This is a genomic window from Micromonospora sp. LZ34 (assembly GCF_052981855.1).
This window is the reverse complement of the sequence record NZ_JBRIQN010000007.1, coordinates 103065-121270: the sequence shown is the minus strand read 5'-3', so window position 1 is coordinate 121270 and position 18206 is coordinate 103065. Positions and strand designations below refer to the sequence as shown.

Here is an 18206-nt window from a genome sequence, read left to right as displayed (position 1 = left end):
CCCGCCGGGCGCCGTGGTCGGTCCTCGATCCGATAGGCGACCGGCCGGGCCCGGTGCGGGCGGTCCACCCCCCGCCGTACCAACGGTCGGCCGGGGCTGCCGGACGGCCGGCCGGGGCCCCGCCGATCGGTGGTGCCGTTAGCCGCTCGACGCGATTGGGTACAAGGCCTGCACCTCGAAAACCACCACCCCTGGAGGCAACCATGCGCGGCACGTCGATACTTGGAGTCCTGGTCGTGATCTGGCTGATCATCGGCGCGATCGCCGCCGGTCAGCGCGGCTACTACGGCGACGACGAGGAAACCAACTGCGCGGAGGCGGGCACCATCCTGGTGACCATCGTGGCCGGGCCGCTGAACTACATCGGCGCCAACCCGAAGGTCGACTGCGAGCTGCCCGAGCCGTCCCGGTAGGACACTCCGCCCCCGGCCCGCGCCCTCCGGCGCGGGCCGTTCGCGTGCCCGGCCGGCGTCCGCCTCACCCCGTGTCCCCGTCCGACGGATGCTCGGCGCGCGGCCGCACCGCCCGGCCGCTGCCCCGCCGCGACCGGAGGGTGGCCACGACGCGCACGGGTCCGGCCAGTCACTCCCCCTGAAGCGTCCTAGGAAGACGGTGGTGCCGTCCGGGACGGCGGGACCCGTCCGGGAAGGTCCAGACTGGTCGGCGTGGACAAAACGGTGGAGATGACCGGCACCCGACGCAGCTACGACCGGGTGGCCGACCGCTACGCGGCGGAGATCGGCGACGAACTGCGCGACAAGCCCCTGGACCGGGCGCTGCTCGCCGCGCTGGCCGAACTCGGCGCCGGCGGGCCGGTGCTCGACGTGGGCTGCGGGCCCGGCCAGGCGGCGGCCCAGCTGGCCGGCCGGGGCGTACGCCCGGTCGGCCTCGACCTGTCGCCGGCGATGTGCGCGCTCGCCCGGCGGGCGACCGCGCTGCCCTGCTGCGCGGCGGACATGACCGCGCTGCCGGTCCGGTCCGCGGCGGTGGCCGCGATCGTCTGTCTGTACGCGGTGATCCACCTCGACCCGGACCGGCGGGCCGCCGCCTACGCCGAGTTCGCCCGGGTCCTCCGCCCCGGCGGCAGCGCCCTGATCGCCTTCCACACCCGCGACGCCGAGACCCCGCCCGGACAGGCCCGGACGCTCACCGACTGGTGGGGCCGCCCGGTGCAGCTGACCTTCCGGTTCCTCGACCCGGCGGCCGAGGTGGCGGCCCTCGACCGGGCCGGGCTGACACTCACCGCGCGGCTGGACCGCCGGCCGGACCCGGCACGGGAGCATCCCAGCGAGCGCTGCTACCTGCTGCTGCGGCGCCCCTGAACGGCCCGCGCCCGCGCCGGGGCGGGTGCGCCACCGCCCGCGCCGGGGTGACGTTTGCCGCCGGTCGCGCGGGGAACGGGCCTTGCTCCACTGCCGCACGGGACGGAGCACCTTGGCATGCAGATCGGCTACAAGCTCGCCGCCGAGGGATACGGGCCGCAGGAGATGATCCGACAGGCGGTCCGCGCCGAGCAGGTCGGCTTCGACTTCGTGGAGATGAGCGACCACTACCACCCGTGGCTGGAGGCCCAGGGCCACTCGTCCTTCGCCTGGAGCGTGCTCGGCGCGATCGCCGCCCGGACCACCACCCTGAAGCTGGCCACCGGCGTCACCTGCCCGACGGTCCGCTACCACCCGGCGATCATCGCCCAGGCCGCCGCCACCCTGGCCCTGATCTCCGACGGGCGGTTCACCCTCGGGGTGGGCGCCGGGGAACGGCTCAACGAACACGTGGTCGGGCAGGGCTTCCCGAGCGTACGCGGGCGCCACGAGCGGCTCCGCGAGGCGCTGGAGATCATCCGGCTGCTCTGGCAGGGCGGCTACCAGTCGTACGAGGGCAGGCACCTGCAGCTGGAGGACGCCCGGGTCTTCGACCTGCCGCCCACCCCGCCGGTGATCGCGGTGGCGGCCAGCGGCCCGGATTCGGCCGAGATGGCCGCGGAGCTGGGCGACGGGCTGTTCGCCACCGAGCCGAAGGGGTCGATCGTCGAGCACTACCGGTCCGCCGGCGGGCAGGGTCCGCGGTACGCCGAGGTGCCGCTGGCCTGGGCCACCGACGAGGGGCAGGCGGTGCAGGCGGTGCTGCAGACCAGCCGGTGGATGGTCACCGGCTGGAAGGTGATGAGCGAGCTGCCCAACCCGGTCAACTTCGACGCGGCCAGCTCGTACGTGGAGGAGCGGCACGTCCGCGAGCTGTTCGCCGTCGGCCCCGACCCGGAGGTGCACGTCCGGGCGGTGCGGCCCTACGTCGAGGCCGGCTTCGACCACATCGTGCTGCAGAACGCCGGCCCGGACCCGGACGGCTTCCTCGACTTCTTCGCCGCCGACCTGGCCGGCCGGCTGCGCGCCCTCGGCTGAGCCACCCACCCCGACGCACGCCCCGCGCGCAGGCCGCGCCCCGACCCACGCCCCGCAGGCAGGCCGCACGCGGCGGCCCGCCGGGGCGATCGGTGATCGTCCCCGGCGGGCCGGAGGTAGCGTCGGGTCGACGCTCGCCGTCAGCGGAAGCAGTGGGTGACCGGCACCCGGGAGCCCGCGCAGTTGGTGGGGCGGTTCTCGATGATGTCGGTCTCGTCGTCGACCTTGACCCGGGCCTTGTCGGCGAAGACACCGCCCGGCATGCCGGTCGCCCGGTTGCGGATCACCTCGCTGCGGTAGAGCGAGAGCTGGCCCAGGGTGGCGAAGATCCCCCCGCCGGTCGACCGGGCGCCGACCGCGGCGTTGTGGCCCAGCTCGGTCTGCCGTACCAGCAGGTTCGACTTCTCGGCGTAGATGCCGCCGCCGTTGCCACGCGCGGTGTTCCCGGCGACGACGCTGTCGTCCAGCGGGACCAGCCCTTGGAAGGTGGAGATGCCACCGCCGTTGCCGGTGGCGGTGTTGTCCCGCACGGTGAGGCGGCGCAGGAAGAGCACCGCGTCCGAGTTGGCCAGGCCGCCGCCGACCTGGGCGTTGTTGCCGAGGACCTTGGTGTCCGAGACCCGGGTCCGGGCCGAGAAGCTGGCCAGGCCACCGCCGTGCGTCGCGCTGTTGTGCGCGAAGGTCATGCCCTGCACCTCGGCCGCGCCGCGGTAGTTGGCCAGCCCGCCGCCGTACGCGACGGCGCTGTTGTCGCGGAACTCGGAGCGGTGCAGGGTGAGGACCCCGCCGTTGAGGAACCCGCCGCCCTTGCCCGCCTTGCCGGCCGCGCTGTTCTCCACGAACGTGCTCTCGTCGACCACCATGTTGCCGTCGTTGAAGATGGCGCCACCGCCGCCCTCCGCGGAGAGCGAGACGCTGTGCGCGATCGTGGTGCGCTCGATGGTCGCCGAAGCGCCGTGCACCACGTGGATGCTGCCGCCCTCGGCCGCCGAGCGGCCGTTGCGCAGGACGACGTCGCGCAACGTCAACTCGCCGCCGTCACGGACGGTGAAGAACCGGAACGCCTCGGCGTCCGACTTGCGGACGATGGTGGCGCCGGCGCCCTCGACGGTGACCGGGTGGTAGATCACCGGCAGGCCGGCCTTGTCGTCGGCCGGGTCGCGCGGCGGCGCCTCGGCGTCACCGGGGTTCTCGGCCGTGTCGGCGGCCTCCCGGGCGTCGCGGATCCCGCCGTCGTACTCGTCGGGCTGCTGGAAGGCGTGGGTCAGCGGGTACGTGCACTTCGGCGCGAGCCGGACGGTGCCGCCGCCCTCGGCGTTGACCCGCACCAGCGCCGCGATGAGCGCGGCGGAGTCGCAGGGCACCTCGACCGCGTCCCGGTGCCACCGGTTGCCGCCGGCTGGCCGCCGCTCCGGCGGGTCGCCGCCGCCCGCGCGCTCCCAGCCGGTACGACCGTCGTCCGGGCGCCCGTCCGCGTCCCGCGGCCCCTCCGCGTCCCGCTGCTCCGCGTCGGCCTCGGCGCTGGGCAGGACCGTGGCCGGCCGGCCCTGGTCGGCGACGGCGAGCCCGCGGTCGGCGGCCGTGGCCGCCACCCCGGTCATCCCCGTCGCCCCAACCACCAGGCTGCCCGCCACGAACCCGCCGGCTAAGAACCACCGCGATCGTCGCCTCGGTCGTGCTGGGCGCCGGCTCCCCTGGTAGCTGGACATCACGCTTCCCTGCCTCTCGTGCGTGGCTGACACGGCCGCCCCGAAACGGGCGCCGAGTGGCTGACGTCGCTGCAGCCACCGAAAGTCACGATACGGCGGGTAACCGGACAAGTCCGGCGAACATGAATCAGGGTGCTTTTCACCTTTATCTGTCTCAGCGGGCACCGAACAGGGCGGACACCCGCCCGGGCCCGGCCCCGTTCGGCGAGCGCCGCAGTCAACCGCCGACGTGGATGCCCGGGCGGCGGGTGGGGTCGGGCTCGGTGCGGCGCAGGATCTCCCGGACCACCGGCGGGGTGTCGCCGCGGCCGAGGATCAGGTACCGCAGCAGGTGCGCGAGCGGGCTCCCCTCCGACCACTCGAAGTGCGCGTGCGGCCGTACCCCGGTGGCGTCGCGGAGCGCGAGCAGGATCGCCGCGATGGCGTTCGGGGCGGCCGGGCTGCTGGCCCGCAGCACCCGGAACCCGCCCACCTCCACCCCGTGCACCCGCAGCACCTGGCTGAACCCCGACGGGTCGACCACGTCGATCTCCAGGAAGAGCACGTCGGCCGCGCCCGGCACCGGGTTAATCCCCCGCTGCGCCCGCTCCTTGACGGTGTACTCCTTGACCGCGCCGCTGTCGCGCTTGTTGGCGATCAGGTGCAGCCGCCCGTCGTGCGCCAGCGACTCGCGGATGTACCGCCGGGCCCGCTCGTCGAACTCGATCCGCTCGGCCCGCAGCTCGGTGGTGCGACTCACCCGGGAGACCAGCGAGACGACGATGATGCCGAGGATGAACAGGGCCGAGATGGTGATCCCGTCCGGCTGCTCGATCACGTTCTCCACCAACGCGTACAGCAGCACCAGGACCAGCACGGTGAAGCCGGCGGCGACGCCCCGCCGGTGCTGGCGGGCCGCGGAGATGGCCACCGCCACCGCGGCGGAGACCATCATGGCGAGGATCCCGGTGGCGTACGCCCCGGCCTGGGCGTTCACGTCGGCCCGGAAGACGATGGTGATGGCGACGCTGACCAGGGTGTAGACGATCACCACCGGCCGGACGGCGCGGGCCCACTCGGGCGCCATCCCGTACGACGGCAGGTAGCGGGGCACGATGTTGATCAGGCCGGCCATCGCCGAGGCGCCGGCGAACCAGAGGATCAGCACGCTGCTGACGTCGTAGACCGTGCCGAAGGCCTCGCCGACGTGCTCGTGGGCGACGAACGCCAGGGCCCGGCCGTTGGCCGCCCCGCCCGGCTCGAACTCCTCGGCGGGGATGAGCACCGTGGTGACGAACGTGGTGGAGAGCAGGTACACCGACATGATCAGCGCGGCGGTGGTGAGCAACCTGCGGGTGTTGCGGATCCGGGCGGCCAGCCGGGCCTCCCGGTCCGCGCCCCGGCCGGCCACCAGCGGCATCATGCTGACCCCGGTCTCGAAGCCGGACAGCCCCAGCACCAGCAGCGGGAAGGCCAGCACGGCGGTCAGCACCACGTCCCCGGGCCCGCCCGTGGTGGTCAGCGCGGCGGTCCAGTCCGACAGCGTGCCCGGGTCCGCCACGATCTCGGCCACCCCGACCACCACGATCACCGCGTTGAGGGCGAGGAAGACCCCGACCAGCGGGATGGCCACCACCACCGCCTCCCGGAACCCGAGCAGGAACACCCCACCCAGGACCAGCAGCAGGAGCACGGTCACCACTACCGCGAGGCCCGGGCCGCCGAACCCCTCCGGCAGGTACGGGTTCTCCAGCAGGTGCACGGTGGCGTCGGCCGAGGAGAGGGTGATCGTGATGATCCACGAGGTGGCCACGAAGCCGAGCAGGACCAGGACGAAGATCTTGCCCCGCCAGAACGGGAGCAGTTGCTCCAGCATCGCCACCGACCCCTGCCCGTGCGGGCTCTCCCGGGCCACCCGGCGGTACATCGGCAGCATCCCGAGCAGGGTGAGCGCCACGATCAGCAGGGTCGCCAGCGGCGACAGCGCGCCGGCCGCCACCGCCGCGATGGCCGGCAGGTACGACAGGGTGGAGAAGTAGTCCACCCCGGTCAGGCACATCACCTGCCACCAGGCGTGCGACCGGGCCTGTCCCTCGCTGGTCTCCGGGCCGAGCGGCTGCACCTGGTGCTGGAACAACCACCGGCAGAGCCGGCCCTGCGGCTCCTGGCGCCGGGCCGGGTTCTCCACCCGCTCCGGGACGGTGACCCGCCGGCCGGCGCGGTCGCCGGGGCGGGTCGGGTCCCGGGCGGCACGCAGGTCCGGCCCGAGCCCCCGGGACGCCGGCTGCGGGCGCCCCCGCTCGCGTCGAGGTCTCGCCCGGTGCTCGTCAGCCATCCCCCGTCCCGCCCTCAGCCGTCCTGCCCCGACGGTAGGCGCTGACCGGCCACCGGCCCGGCGGAACGGGCGAAGCCGGGCACTCCTCGGGCCGGACGGAGCCGGGCGGCGGAGCGGGCGGGTGGCACCGGTGGGTCAGCGCGCGCCACCTCGACGGCGCCCGTCACCCGGCCGGGCGGGCCGGGGCGGGGCGTCGGGCCGGGGGCGGGGTCGCGCCGCGGGGCGGCGCCGGGCCTGGGCGGTCATGGCGCGCGCGTACCCCGTGCGGGCCGGCCGACACCCCCCGGGCCGGCCGGCCCTCCCCCACGGTCGCGGCGGGCGCCCCCCGGGCCCGGCCGCGATGCCACCGTCGTCCACCGGCCACACCGGTCACCCGACCGGGTGACCCGCCCCCGTGCCGGCCGGCGGATGAGCGGACATGTCCCCGCGCCCCATGTGGGACGGGGCGCGGGGACCCCCCGTCCCGGCTACTGCAGGAACGCCCCGAGGGGCGAGAGCAGCAACCGACCGAGCAGCGCGGCGTTGTCGTCCAGCCGCGCGCGCTCGCACTCGTGGGCGGCCGGATCGTGCCGGCAGCGCCAGATCTTCTGCGCGTTGCGCCAGGCGACGTCGCGGGTGTACTCGACGAGTTCCCCCTGGTACCAGTCGTCGATGTCGCCGTTGAGCATGTCGATGAGCAGTTGCCAGCGGTCCAGGTAGCCGCGCCGCAGCCCCGGGATCTTGTCCGCGAAGATGTTGTTGATCTCGACGTAGTCGCGGTGCTGGTCGGTGCCGTCCACCGGCTCCGACTCCAGGCTGTCGAACGTGGTGACCAGCGCGAACGGCAGGTCGAAGTTGATGTGCGCGTTCACCCCGGCGGCGGCCGACGGCAGGGGGCGGGCGTCCGGGCCGCGCATCCGCTCGAACAGGCAGGACCAGGCCTTGGGGCAGCCGGGGCTGGAGTCCGTCCAGAGCCGCATCGCATCGAAGTAGCGGGCCGCGAACTCGACGTCGAGCCGGGACAGGAAAACCGGGTCGGCGAACCGGTCGTCGTAGAGGCCGTCCAGCACGCTGGTGGTGATGGTGAGGTAGAGCTTGTTGAAGTCGGCGAGCGGGCAGCTCTCCTCCAGCGGAGGCAGCCGGACCAGCAGGTCCTGGAGCTTGGTGAGGTGGTCGACCACCGCCGGCACGTCGGCGGGGTGATCGGCGAGCAGGTCGACGATGTCCCGGTGCACGGGCCCCCAGACCGGTTCGGTCATCTTCTCCTCCACACTGCTCCGCGACACCCCCGTGTCGCCGTGACAGGGCACAGCCTTCCAGCCGGCGGCTGTCCGCCGGATCAGTAGAACGACGTATCCGTACCCGCGCGCCTAAGCCGATCGGTTACGCAGGTAGATGGCGCTGGCCTGGACCCGGGTGCGGACCTGGAGCTTGTCGAAGATGTGCGACACGTGCACGCCGATGGTCCGCTCGCTGATGAACAGCCGCTGCCCGATCTCCTTGTTGGTCAGCCCCTCGGCCACCGCGGCGAGCACCTCGCGCTCCCGGGCGGTGAGCACCGCCAGCTCGTCGCCGTCGGAGCCGGCGGCGGGGCCGGCGTCCCCGGCCGGGCCGCGCTCCTCCAGCCGCACCCGGGCCCGCCCGGCGAGGGTACGGATCTCCGAGGTCAGCGGGACCGCGCCGAGGCCCTGGGCCACCTGGTACGCCTGCCGCAGCAGCTTCCCCGCGGTGGCGCTGCGGCTGCGTCTGGCCAGCAGCGCCTCGGCCTGGCGCAGCCGGGAGTAGGCGGCCGGATAGGGATGGTTGCGCCGGTCCCACTCGGCCACCGAATGCGCCCACAGCTCCGGGTCGCTGCCGTCGAGCCGGCTCACCTCGGCCGCGCAGAGCGCCAGGAACCCGTCGACCACGTCGCGGACCGGCCGGGCTGCGTGCTCGCTCTTGCGGGCCACCCGCTCGGCGACCTCGCGCAGCCGGCGGACCGCGGTCTGGTCGACCGCCACGGTGCGGCTCGCGTGCGCCTCCGCCTCGGCCCGCAGGCCGTGCCAGACCAGCGCGGCGAGGATGCCCACGTCGTCGGAGCGGCTCTCGGTCAGGCCGCGCTGCACCGCCTGCCGGGCCAGGTCGTGCCGGCCCTGCCACATCGCCAGCCCGGCGCGCAGGGTGAGCAGCGGGATCACGTGCCGGGCGCCGCCGCCGGCGAGCACCGTGGCCACCGCGTCCAGGTCCCCGTCGGCGGCCTCGATGTCGCCGTAGCCGACGGAGAGGCGGCACCGGGCCAGCAGCAGCTCGACGGCGTCGGCGCCGGACGGGCGGTGCCGCAGCGCCGCCGCGACGACCTTCTCCGCCTCGGCCCACTGGCCCACCCGGAACAGCCCGTTGGTGGCGATGGCCAGCAGCCGCGTCTCGTACGTGCGACCGAGCCCCAGCTCGGCCACCCGCTCCGCGCCCCGGCGGGCCACCACCACCCCCTCCTCGAGGATGTTCAGCGGCCCGGTGAGCAGCTCGGCCAGGTGCAGGTACGCGCAGGCCACGTCCTCCGGCCGGCCCGCCCGCTCGGCGGTCTCCAGCGCCTCGCGCATCACCGCCAGCCCGGCGTCCGGATCCTCCAGGTACGCCTCGGAGAAGCCCAGCGCCGCGCTGGCCAGCACCACCTCGGTGGTGGACCCGTCCACCCGCCCCGCCAGCCGCAGCGCCTCCCGGGCCCGGCGGCCGGCGTCGGCGTACCGGCCCAGGTGCAGCAGCAGCTCGGCCAGGTGGGCGGCGGCGGTGGCCCGTTCCCCGGGGCTGCAGTCGGCCGCCTCCAGCGCCCGCTGGTACTCGGCCTCGGCCGGCGCGGACCGGCCGGCGGCGGCCAGGTAGCGGGCCCGACGGATGTGCAGCGCACAGGCGGACCCGCCGGCGTCCGCGGCGGCCAGTTCCTCCAGCAGCGTCAGCGCCCGGGCGTGCTCGCCGCAGTGGTGGGCCGCCTCGGCGGCGTGTTCGAGCAGGGTGGACCGGTCCACCGCCGGCGGCCCGCCGGCCGGCGTGTCGGCCAGCTGCAGCGCCACCGACCAGTGCCGGTGCGCCTCGGCGTAGCCGTGCAGCCGCTCGGCCTCCCGGGCGGCGGCCATCGCCGCCGGCAGCGCCCGGGCCGGCTCGCCGGCCAGCCGCCAGTGGTGCGCCAGCCGGGCCTGGTGCAGCTCGGCCGGCGCCGCGGTGAGCGCCTCGGCGTACCGGCGGTGCAGCGCGGCCCGCTCGGCCGGCAGCAGCTCGTGCTCCAGCACCTCGGCGACGAGCCGGTGCCGCAACCGGTAGCCGTCGTCCGCGCCGACCAGCAGCCGGTGGGCGACCGCCGCGCGGACCGCCTCGATCAGCTCGTCCTCGGGCAGCCGGACCACCCGGGCCAGCAGCCAGTGCTCGACCGGTTCCACCCCGGCGGCGACCGCGTGCACCACCGCGTGCGCGGGCTGGGGCAGCGCGTCCACCCGGGCGAGGAAGATCTCGCGTAGCGTGTCGGAGAGCCCGTCCCGCCCGTCGCGCAGGTCGCGGGCGAGCTCCTCCACCACGAACGGGTTGCCGCCGCTGCGCCGCCAGACCTGCTCCGCCGCCTCCGGGGCCAGCGGGCGGCCGACCACGGCGGCGGCGAGCCGCTCGGTGTCGGGGCGGTCCAGCGGGGCGAGGTCGAGCACCCGCACCGACCGCAGCCGGCGCAGCTCGGTGAGCACCCGGCGCAGCGGGTGGGCGCCCTGCAGCGACTCGGCCCGCACCGCGGCCAGCACCGACAGTTGCAGGTCGCCGAGGCCGGCGAGCAGATAGAGCAGCAGCTGACGGGTGCTCCGGTCGACCCACTGCAGGTCGTCCAGGACGAGCACCAACGGCCGCCCCTCGGCGATCAGGTGCAGCCCGCGGGAGACCCGTTCCAGCAGCGCGCCGGCGCCGTCCGCGCCGGCGGTCTCGTCGGTGAAGGTCTGCAGCAGGCTGCGGACCGCCGACGACGTCCGGGCGTGCGACGCGGTCAGTTCCGCGTCGAAGCGCCGCAGCGCCTGCAGCAGCGGGTGCAGCGGAGAGGCGTCGCCGATGTCCAGACAGGACCCGGTGAGCACCAGGGCACCGGCGTCGCGCAGCCGGGCACCCACCTCGCGCAGCAACCGGGTCTTGCCCACGCCGCTCTCACCGGTGAGGAAGACCGCGGCGGTGTGCCCGGGCGCCACGTCGTCGAGCAGCGCCGACCGCACCGCCGTCAGCAGGTCGGCCCGGCCGACGAGCGGCGCGGTGTCCACATCGCTGGCCATGGCACGCAGCCTAGTCACACGTCCCGGCACCGTTCTACGGGTCGATCGCCGGTGTGGTACTCCTCGCGTCGACATTGCGACCAAAGGTTGCGCCGGGCCGACATACGTCGTTCTGCCGATCCCCCGTCGGCCCGGTGGTGACAGTCTCCGAACGTCATCAGCCACGAACGGGGGAAAGGCGGTGTCCATGCCCACCACCACCATCGCCGACGCGGTGCCGGCCACACCCGTGCGCTGGCCGGTGCCCGAGGAACGGCGGACGGTCAGCGTGCTGTTCGTCGACATCGTCGGGTCCACCGCGCTGGTGGACCGACTGGACCCGGAGGACGTCCGGGCCCTGCAGCGGGCCTACTTCGCCACGGTCGCCGAGGTGCTGCGGCGGTGGCACGGGGTGGTCGAGAAGTACATCGGCGACGCGGTCATGGCGCTCTTCGGCGCCCGCGACTCGGACGGCTTCGACGCGTACCGGGCGGTGCGGGCCGGGCTGGAGATCCAGCGCGCCCTGGACCGGCGGTCGCTGGCCGGGGGGCCGCCGCTGCGGGTGCGGGTCGGGGTGGCCACCGGCGAGGCGGTGGTGGAGTTGGCCGGCGCCCGGGACGGCGGTCACGGCGCGGCCAGCGGCGCGGTGATCACCGCCGCGGCCCGGCTGCAGGAGCATGCCCCGCCGGGCGGTGTGGCGCTCTGCGCGGCCACCCACCGGGCCACCGCCGGCCTGGTCGAGCAGCGCCGCGTTCCGCCGGTGGCGATGGCCGGCAAGGCGTCGCCGGTCGACGTCTGGCACGCCACCGCCGTGGTGCGGCCGGCCCCGGTGCGGCACGGCGGCCCGTTCCTCGGCCGCCGCTGGGAGATGGCCGCCGCCCGTGACCAGATCGTCCGGGCGGTACGGGACCGCCGCCCGCGCTGGGTGTCGGTGGTCGGCCCGGCCGGCAGCGGGCGCAGCCGGCTGCTGCACGAGCTGAGCCGGGCGGTGGCGACGGTGGACTCGGTGGCGGTCCGCTGGTGCGTGGCGCACTGCCCGCCGTACCCGGACCACCCCCTGGCGCCGGTCGCCGAACTGGTCCGCGGCTTCGCCGGCCTCCGCGCCACCGACCCGCCGGCACGGGTACGCCGGCGGCTCGCCACCGCCCTCGCCGGCCTGCTGCCGCCGGGGCGCCTGCCGGGGGCGGTGTCCACGCTGGCCCTTCTGCTGAGCCGGCCGGACGACGTCGCGGGCCCCGACCCGGCGGCGCTGTGGGGAGAGGCGCTGCTGGCCCTGGCCGCCCGGCAGCCGGTGGTGGTGGCGGTGGACGACGTGGACCGGGCCGCGCCCGTGGTGACCCGCTTCCTGCGTACCCTGCTCGCCGAGGCCACCGACCGCGGCCTGCCGATGGCGGTGGTGACGGCGCACCGTCCGCATTGGGCGGATCCGCTGCCCGGGTCCGGCGCGCCGGTCGACCTGCGACCGCTCGACCCGGTGGAGAGCGGCCGGCTGCTGCGCCACCTGCTCACCCGGGCCGGCCGGCCGGTCGCGCTGGTGGACCGGCTGCTGCCCCTGGTCGGGGGCAGTCCCGGCCACGCGGTGGCGTACGTCCGGTCGCTGGTCGAGGGTGCGGACAACGCGGCGGAACTGCCGGTGCCCGAGCCGGTCCGCCGGGCCGTCGACGCGCGGCTGGACCGGCTCGACGGCGACCAGCGGGCGGCGCTGATGGCCGTGGCCAGCCGGGCGCCGGCCTGCACCGCGCCGACCGTGGACCGGCTGCTCGACTGGGCGCCCGGACGGGCTCGGCCGGTGCTGCGGGCGCTGGTCGCCCTCGGCCTTCTGGCCACCCGTCCGGCCGGCGGGTACGCCGTCGCGGAGGCGGTGGTGCGCCAGGTCGCGTACGCGCGGCTGCCGCGGGCGGTGCGGGCCGAGTTCGCCCGACGGGCCGCGGCGCCGGCCCCCGCTCCGACGGCGACCCCGACCGCCCACCCGGTTCCGGCCCCGAACGCCCACCCGATGGCCTCCCGGCGCACCCCGCCGGCCCGGTCGCGAGGCCTGCCGGCACCCACGCCGGTCCGGACCGGCATCCCCGCGGCGGTGCCGGCAGCCACGCCGGCTCGCACCGGCACGCTCACAGTGGCACGGCCGGTCGGGCCGGTGCCGGTGGCCGGCAACGGCGGAGTTCCGGCGCCACCTCGGCACCTCGCGTCCGTCGGCGCCGACAGCACGGACCGTCCCGGCGGCCAGCCGGCCGGCGCGGCCGGACCGACGCGCCCGGTGGGGACGACCGCCGGCGGGCGGCACCGCCAGGGCCTCCTGCCGGCGACCCGGTCGGCGCGCCCGTCGGTCCTGCCGCTCGGGTCGGCGCGGCGGCCGGCGCCGTCGGGCCGGGCCGTCGGCGACCCGGAGGAGCCGTGGTGGCGCTCGCCGCGGCACGGGAAACGTGGATCGGGTGGTGGCGGGGCGGTCCCGGCGCCGCGGCCGGGCATGGGCGGGCGCGCACCGGCGCGGTCGGTACGGGCGCCCACGTCGACCGCCGCCTGACGCGGGGCTGGATGCCTACCGGGCGGCCGGTCCCGGCGCGGGGGCGTTTCTCCGCCACGATCCAAGCTATCAGCCAGCATCCGGCGGCGGTATCGGGTGCGCGGCCGAGTGCGCAGGTCAGCGCCGTTGGCTAGGTTCGCCCGATGCCTATCGACGAGATCACCGCGGCCGCCGCGGGCAGCTGGACCCTGGGCGACCGCACCGTGCACCGGATGGGGTTCGGCTCGATGCGCCTCACCGCGAACCCGGACCGGGACCTGGCCGTCCGCGTGCTGCGACGGGCGGTCGAGCTCGGCGTCAACCACATCGACACGGCCGCCTTCTACTTCTCGCCCGGCGGGCCGCTGGGGGTCGGCACCGGCCCCGTCCGGTACGCCACCGAGCTGATTCGCGAGGCACTCGCCCCCTACCCCGACGACCTGGTCATCACCACCAAGGTGGGGCCCGACTACCGCACCTCGGCCTGGAGCGGGGAGCTGACCAGCCCCGCCGACCTGCGCCAGCAGGTCGAGGAGAACCTGCGCCGGCTGGGCCGCGATCACCTCGACGTGGTGAACCTGCGGATCGTGCGCCGGCCCGGCGACGACTCAGTGGCGGACCGGTTCGCCGCCCTCGCCGAGCTGTGCGACGCGGGACTGATCCGCCACCTCGGGCTCTCCAACGTCCGGGTCGACCACCTCGACGAGGCGCAGGCGATCGCGCCGGTGGTGTGCGTGCAGAACGCGTACGCCGTCGACGCGCACCGAAATTCGGACGAGGTGCTGCGGGTCTGCGGCGAGCGGGGCGTGGCGTTCGTGCCCTTCTTCGCGCTGGCCGGTACGCGTCGCGAGGCCGGGGCGACCGCCGAGCACGACGCGGCCGTACGCGAGGTCGCCCGCGCCCACGGGGCGACCCCGCACCAGGTACGGCTGGCCTGGACCCTGCACCAGGGCCCGCACGTGCTGGCCATTCCCGGCACCGGCGACCCGGAGCACCTGGCGCAGAACGTCGCCGCCGGCGCGCTGCGGCTCTCCCCCGACGACCTGGCCCGCCTCGGCTGAGCACGCCCCGACCGGGCCCTCACCCCGACCCGGGGCCGCCCGCGGCCCCGGGTCGGCATCCCGGTGTCTCGGAGCGGAAGCTGTGGCCGAGCTCGGGCCCCAAGCCGAAGTAGTGGCGGAAGTTGTAGATCAGCGGGCTCCACGCCGAGGGGTCGACGTGCTGGGTGCCCGGGACGACGACCCGCGGGTCGGCGTGCACCTTGAGCACCTCAGCCTCGACGATGAAGAAGTCTCCCGCGGCGTCGGGCCGTACGCGGGTGGCACGGGCTTCCAGTTGCAGCGGGCATTCGGCGACCCGGGGCGGCCGGACCAGGTCGGACGACACGGGGCGCAGGCCGGCGGCGGCGAACTTGTCCGGCTCGAAGCGGAAGGCCGTCCGCTTGTGCTCGGGTACGTCGCGCCGGCCGGTCAGCGGTGCCAGCCGTTCCACCGCCGGCCACAGGTCGGGACCGGGGAGGTTGACCACCAGGTCGGGGCGGCGGCGGAGGTTGCCGGCCGTCTGTCCGGCGCTACCCAGCCCCAGGACGACCACCTGGCCGAGCGCCCAGGCCGACGACATCGGCGCGAGGTTGGTCGAGCCGTCCTCGTTCTCCGTCGACAACAGCACGACCGGCGTGCCGAAGTACAGGATGCTCGGCGTGATGGGCAGGTGATCCGCGGTCCGGGGTGCGCGGCTGTCGGTGGCGGTGTCCATGCCCCGGGACGGTAGGGCGCGGACCTTTCGGCGACGGTCGAAGGATCCCGGGGCGGTGATTGCCGCCGGCGGCCGTGCACGCGGGACCCGCCGGTCCCGGGAGAGTGGTGCCGGCAGCGCGCCGGATCCCGCGCAGAGTCGTCGGCGCACGGGCTACCCTCAGAACGCCGGATAGCTGACATATTGGCGACAAGGGGAAGAAAGCCATGACCCGCACCGTCTCCGGCGGCACCCTGACCCTCGCCGACGACCTGACCATCAGCCGGATCGGCTACGGGGCCATGCAGCTCGCCGGGCCCAACGTCTTCGGCCCGCCCGAGGACCGGGACCAGGCCCTCGCGGTGCTGCGCGAAGCGGTGGACCTGGGCGTCACCCACATCGACACCAGCGACTTCTACGGCCCGCGGGTGGTCAACGAGCTGATCCGGGACGCCCTGCACCCGTACCCGGCCGAGCTGCGCATCGCCACCAAGGTCGGGGCCCGGCGCGGCGACGACGGCTCCTGGGAGGTGTCCCTGGAGCCCGACGACCTGAAGGCCCAGGTGCACGAGAACCTCGAGCACCTCGGGCTGGCCGCCCTCGACGTGGTCTACCTGCGAATCGGCTCGCCGGAGGGCACCTCCGACGAATCCATCGCGGACCAGTTCGGCGCGTTGGCCGAGCTGCGCGACGCGGGCGTCATCCGACACCTCGGCCTCAGCGGCGTCACCCCGTCCCAGCTCACCGAGGCGCAGGCCATCGCGCCGGTGGTCCTGGTGCAGAACCTCTACAACCTGGCCAACCGGCAGGACGACCCGCTGGTCGACCGGTGCGCGGCCGAGGGCATCGGCTTCGCCGCGTTCTTCCCGCTCGGTGGCTTCAACCCGGTGCAGTCCGACACGCTCGTCGACGTCGCCGTCCGCCTGGGCGCCTCACCGCAGCAGGTCGCCCTCGCCTGGCTGCTCCAGCGCTCCGCCACGACCGCCCTCATCCCGGGCACGTCGTCCCTCGACCACCTGCGCGAGAACGTCGCCGCGGCCGAGCTGGAGCTGCCGGCCGCCGCGGTCGCCGAGCTCGACACCATCGGCCGGCCGCCGCCGACGCCCTAACCGGCGAGGAAGACGAGCGACCGTTCCCACGTCCGCTCGGCGGGCCGCGCGTCGTGGTCGGGCACGTCCGGGTCGGTGAACAGGTGCCCGGCCCCCGGATAGCGGTACACGTCCACCGCGGCGCCGGCGGAGGTCATCGCCCGCTGCCACTCGTCCACCTCGGGCTGTGGTTCGTACTCGTCGGGGTCGGCCAGGTGCAGCTGCACCCGCAGGCCCGGGCGGACCGCCTCCGGCGCGCCGGCGGTGCCGTGGAAGAGCAGCAGCCCGGCGGTGTCGGGACGCTCGGCCAGCATCGCGCCGGCCACCCCGGCGCCCATCGAGAAACCGGCGAGCACGGTGTCGGCCGGCAGGCCGCGCAGCGCCGCCCGGGCCCGGTCGAGCACGGCCTCCTCCCCGATCTTGTCGAACAGGGCGAAGCCGTCCTCGACCGTCTCCGCGGCCGGCACGCCGTACAGGTCGGGGGTGCTGACCTCATGCCCGGCGGCGCGCAGCCGGTCGGCGGCGCTCAGCACGGCGGGACGCAGCCCGTAGACCGAGTGGAAGAGCACGATGTGTCGCATCGGCCCATCGTGCCCGAAACCCCGACCGGACCGGCCGCGCCGCGCGGAGGCCACCCGGCCGACGCGGCGCCCGCCGGCCCGACCCTGGGTAGTCGCCGTCAGGCCAGCGCCACCAGCCGCGGCACCAGTTCGGCCGGCGCCGGCATCGCGGCGATCTCCCGGCTGACCTGCGTCGCGGCGTCGCGCAGCGCGGGGTCGGCGACCAGCCGGGTGAGGGTTGCCGGGGTGATGTCGCGGGTGGCGGCGGCGATGCCGGCGCCCCGGGCAGCCACCAGTTCCGCGTTCTGCCGCCGATCGCCCGGCCCCACCGTGGCCAGCTGCGGCACCCCGGCGACCAGGGCGCCGAAGATGCTGCCGGCGCCGCCGTGGTGCACCAGCGCCGCACTGGCCGGCAGCGCGGCCGGCAGCGGGATCCAGCCCACGGTACGGACGTTGTCGGGCAGCGTCGCCCGGGCCAGCCGCTCGTCCGGCCGGACCAGGACGAACTCCGCGTCCACCCGGCCCGCCGCGGCGACCACCGCGCGCATCGGGCCACCGCCGCCGGGCCCGGCCACGGTGCTACGGCTGACCAGCACACGGGGGCGCCCGCCCGGCTCGCGCAGCCAGTCCGGCAGGTCACCGCCGCCGAGGTACGAGCCGTAGCGCATCGGCCAGCCGTCCTGGCCGAGCAGGCTCGGTGGGGCGACCGCGACGGCGGCCGCCGGCGGGGGCAGTTCGGCCAGGCCGTGCCGGCGCAGCGCCGGGGCGAGCCGCTCGACCGTGGCCCGGACCAGCGCCCGGCCGTCGAACAGGGCGTTCTCGTGGCGTACCGCCGGCACGCCGAGCCGGGCCGCGGCGACGGCGCCGGCCACCGCGAACGGCTCGTGCACGACCAGGTCCGGCCGCCACTCCTCGGCCAGCGCGACCACCCCGTCGGCGAGCTGGTCGTTGACCGCACCGAAGAGCAGGCCGGCGCCCCGGGTGCCGGCCCGGCCGGCCAGCTCGGCGCGGGCCACCAGCGGGTGGCGCAGCAGCACGCCGCGGGCGATGCGGCCGAAGTCGAACGCCGGCGCGACGTCGCGCACCGGCAGCCCGGAGCGGGCCACGTCCAGCCCGTCGGCGGCCGTGGCCACCAGCACCTCGTGCCCGGCGTCGCGCAGCGCGACGGCCAGCGGGACGAGCGGGAAGACGTGGCCGATCAACGGCGCGGAGACCACCAGCACGCGCATGGCGTCGATGCTAGGTGGCCGGCGCGACCCGGTGGGGGCCGCGCCTCACCCCGGCTGCCCGTTGACAGTGCGGCTGCGGCCCCGGAACTCGGCGACCACCTCGCCGTCGGACCGGGTGACCGTGACGTCGTAGATGCCGCTGCGGCCGTACCGGGTCCGCTCGGTGGCGCGGGCGACCAGCAGGTCCCCCGCGCGGGCCGGCCGGACGAAGGTGATCTCGCCGCCGGCGGCGACGGTGACCGGGCCGTGGCTGTTGCAGGCCAGCGCGAAGGCGGTGTCGGCGAGCAGGAAGACGTAGCCGCCGTGGGCGATGGCGTGGCCGTTGACCATCGCGGCGGTCACCCGCATCCGGGCCACCGCCGTACCGTCGGCGGCGGCGACCAGCTCGATCCCGAGGCTGCGGGAGGCCGCGTCGGCGTCGAACATGTCGTACGCGGCGTT

The 18206-nt window shown here is 75.8% G+C and carries 14 protein-coding genes; 6 read left to right on the top strand and 8 right to left on the bottom strand.

Annotated features, from left to right (window positions below):
* Positions 1-203: 203 nt before the first annotated feature.
* The 3 genes from ACVCAH_RS10735 to ACVCAH_RS10725 all read left to right on the top strand — a co-directional run bounded on the left by ACVCAH_RS10735 (position 204) and on the right by ACVCAH_RS10725 (position 2399).
* Positions 204-413, top strand: a complete 210-nt coding sequence (locus tag ACVCAH_RS10735; protein ID WP_447135919.1) for a hypothetical protein — start codon at positions 204-206, stop codon at positions 411-413.
* A gap of 252 nt (positions 414-665) precedes the next feature.
* Entirely contained in the window at positions 666-1322 is a 657-nt protein-coding gene (locus ACVCAH_RS10730) for a class I SAM-dependent methyltransferase (RefSeq protein WP_447135918.1), read from the top strand.
* Between the two features lie 117 nt (positions 1323-1439).
* On the top strand, positions 1440-2399 hold the full coding sequence (locus tag ACVCAH_RS10725) for a TIGR03557 family F420-dependent LLM class oxidoreductase (RefSeq protein WP_447135917.1): 960 nt from the start codon (positions 1440-1442) through the stop codon (positions 2397-2399).
* A 140-nt stretch (positions 2400-2539) separates the two neighbouring features.
* Here the strand turns inward: ACVCAH_RS10725 and ACVCAH_RS10720 are convergent, their stop codons facing one another.
* From ACVCAH_RS10720 to ACVCAH_RS10705, 4 genes are all read right to left on the bottom strand, one after another.
* On the bottom strand, positions 2540-4108 hold the full coding sequence (locus ACVCAH_RS10720) for a right-handed parallel beta-helix repeat-containing protein (RefSeq protein WP_447135916.1): 1569 nt from the start codon (positions 4106-4108) through the stop codon (positions 2540-2542).
* Positions 4109-4325: 217 nt separating this feature from the next.
* Positions 4326-6422: an amino acid transporter gene (locus ACVCAH_RS10715; protein WP_447135915.1), complete on the bottom strand. Its 2097-nt coding sequence runs from the start codon at positions 6420-6422 to the stop codon at positions 4326-4328.
* A 467-nt stretch (positions 6423-6889) separates the two neighbouring features.
* The gene (locus ACVCAH_RS10710) at positions 6890-7660 is read right to left on the bottom strand and encodes a DUF5995 family protein (protein WP_447135914.1); all 771 of its coding nucleotides are present in this window, start codon (positions 7658-7660) and stop codon (positions 6890-6892) included.
* Between the two features lie 111 nt (positions 7661-7771).
* On the bottom strand, positions 7772-10672 hold the full coding sequence (locus ACVCAH_RS10705) for a helix-turn-helix transcriptional regulator (protein WP_447135913.1): 2901 nt from the start codon (positions 10670-10672) through the stop codon (positions 7772-7774).
* A gap of 187 nt (positions 10673-10859) precedes the next feature.
* Here ACVCAH_RS10705 and ACVCAH_RS10700 point away from each other — a divergent pair, with 187 nt between their 5' ends.
* Together ACVCAH_RS10700 and ACVCAH_RS10695 are read left to right on the top strand one after the other, a co-directional pair.
* A complete protein-coding gene (locus ACVCAH_RS10700) occupies positions 10860-13175 on the top strand; it encodes an adenylate/guanylate cyclase domain-containing protein (RefSeq protein WP_447135912.1) in 2316 nt (771 codons plus the stop codon).
* 143 nt (positions 13176-13318) lie between these two features.
* Positions 13319-14215 carry an aldo/keto reductase gene (locus ACVCAH_RS10695; protein WP_447135911.1) on the top strand — a complete coding sequence of 299 codons (897 nt, stop codon included), beginning with the start codon at positions 13319-13321 and terminating at the stop codon, positions 14213-14215.
* Positions 14216-14234: 19 nt separating this feature from the next.
* Here the strand turns inward: ACVCAH_RS10695 and ACVCAH_RS10690 are convergent, their stop codons facing one another.
* Positions 14235-14909, bottom strand: coding sequence for a flavin reductase family protein (locus tag ACVCAH_RS10690; RefSeq protein WP_447135910.1), 675 nt, complete (start codon positions 14907-14909; stop codon positions 14235-14237).
* 206 nt (positions 14910-15115) lie between these two features.
* Here ACVCAH_RS10690 and ACVCAH_RS10685 point away from each other — a divergent pair, with 206 nt between their 5' ends.
* Positions 15116-15997 carry an oxidoreductase gene (locus tag ACVCAH_RS10685; RefSeq protein WP_447135909.1) on the top strand — a complete coding sequence of 294 codons (882 nt, stop codon included), beginning with the start codon at positions 15116-15118 and terminating at the stop codon, positions 15995-15997.
* Here the strand turns inward: ACVCAH_RS10685 and ACVCAH_RS10680 are convergent.
* The 3 genes from ACVCAH_RS10680 to paaI all read right to left on the bottom strand — a co-directional run bounded on the left by ACVCAH_RS10680 (position 15994) and on the right by paaI (position 18191).
* On the bottom strand, positions 15994-16557 hold the full coding sequence (locus ACVCAH_RS10680; protein ID WP_447135908.1) for a dienelactone hydrolase family protein: 564 nt from the start codon (positions 16555-16557) through the stop codon (positions 15994-15996). The genes ACVCAH_RS10685 and ACVCAH_RS10680 overlap by 4 nt on opposite strands.
* Positions 16558-16655: 98 nt before the next feature.
* The gene (locus ACVCAH_RS10675; RefSeq protein WP_447135907.1) at positions 16656-17765 is read right to left on the bottom strand and encodes a nucleotide disphospho-sugar-binding domain-containing protein; all 1110 of its coding nucleotides are present in this window, start codon (positions 17763-17765) and stop codon (positions 16656-16658) included.
* 45 nt (positions 17766-17810) lie between these two features.
* Positions 17811-18191 carry a hydroxyphenylacetyl-CoA thioesterase PaaI gene (paaI, locus tag ACVCAH_RS10670; RefSeq protein WP_447136011.1) on the bottom strand — a complete coding sequence of 127 codons (381 nt, stop codon included), beginning with the start codon at positions 18189-18191 and terminating at the stop codon, positions 17811-17813.
* Between the last annotated feature and the right edge of the window lie 15 nt (positions 18192-18206).

Excerpts from the sequence above, each read along its gene's own strand:
- ACVCAH_RS10710 (WP_447135914.1), bottom strand. The coding sequence starts at position 7,660 with ATGACCGAACCGGTCTGGGGGCCCGTGCACCGGGACATCGTCGACCTG.
- ACVCAH_RS10675 (WP_447135907.1), bottom strand. The coding sequence starts at position 17,765 with ATGCGCGTGCTGGTGGTCTCCGCGCCGTTGATCGGCCACGTCTTCCCG.
- ACVCAH_RS10695 (WP_447135911.1), top strand. The coding sequence starts at position 13,319 with ATGCCTATCGACGAGATCACCGCGGCCGCCGCGGGCAGCTGGACCCTG.
- ACVCAH_RS10705 (WP_447135913.1), bottom strand. The coding sequence starts at position 10,672 with ATGGCCAGCGATGTGGACACCGCGCCGCTCGTCGGCCGGGCCGACCTG.
- ACVCAH_RS10685 (WP_447135909.1), top strand. The coding sequence starts at position 15,116 with ATGACCCGCACCGTCTCCGGCGGCACCCTGACCCTCGCCGACGACCTG.
- ACVCAH_RS10725 (WP_447135917.1), top strand. The coding sequence starts at position 1,440 with ATGCAGATCGGCTACAAGCTCGCCGCCGAGGGATACGGGCCGCAGGAG.
- ACVCAH_RS10690 (WP_447135910.1), bottom strand. The coding sequence starts at position 14,909 with ATGGACACCGCCACCGACAGCCGCGCACCCCGGACCGCGGATCACCTG.
- ACVCAH_RS10680 (WP_447135908.1), bottom strand. The coding sequence starts at position 16,557 with ATGCGACACATCGTGCTCTTCCACTCGGTCTACGGGCTGCGTCCCGCC.
- ACVCAH_RS10720 (WP_447135916.1), bottom strand. The coding sequence starts at position 4,108 with ATGTCCAGCTACCAGGGGAGCCGGCGCCCAGCACGACCGAGGCGACGA.
- ACVCAH_RS10700 (WP_447135912.1), top strand. The coding sequence starts at position 10,860 with ATGCCCACCACCACCATCGCCGACGCGGTGCCGGCCACACCCGTGCGC.
- paaI (WP_447136011.1), bottom strand. The coding sequence starts at position 18,191 with ATGTTCGACGCCGACGCGGCCTCCCGCAGCCTCGGGATCGAGCTGGTC.
- ACVCAH_RS10715 (WP_447135915.1), bottom strand. The coding sequence starts at position 6,422 with ATGGCTGACGAGCACCGGGCGAGACCTCGACGCGAGCGGGGGCGCCCG.
- ACVCAH_RS10735 (WP_447135919.1), top strand. The coding sequence starts at position 204 with ATGCGCGGCACGTCGATACTTGGAGTCCTGGTCGTGATCTGGCTGATC.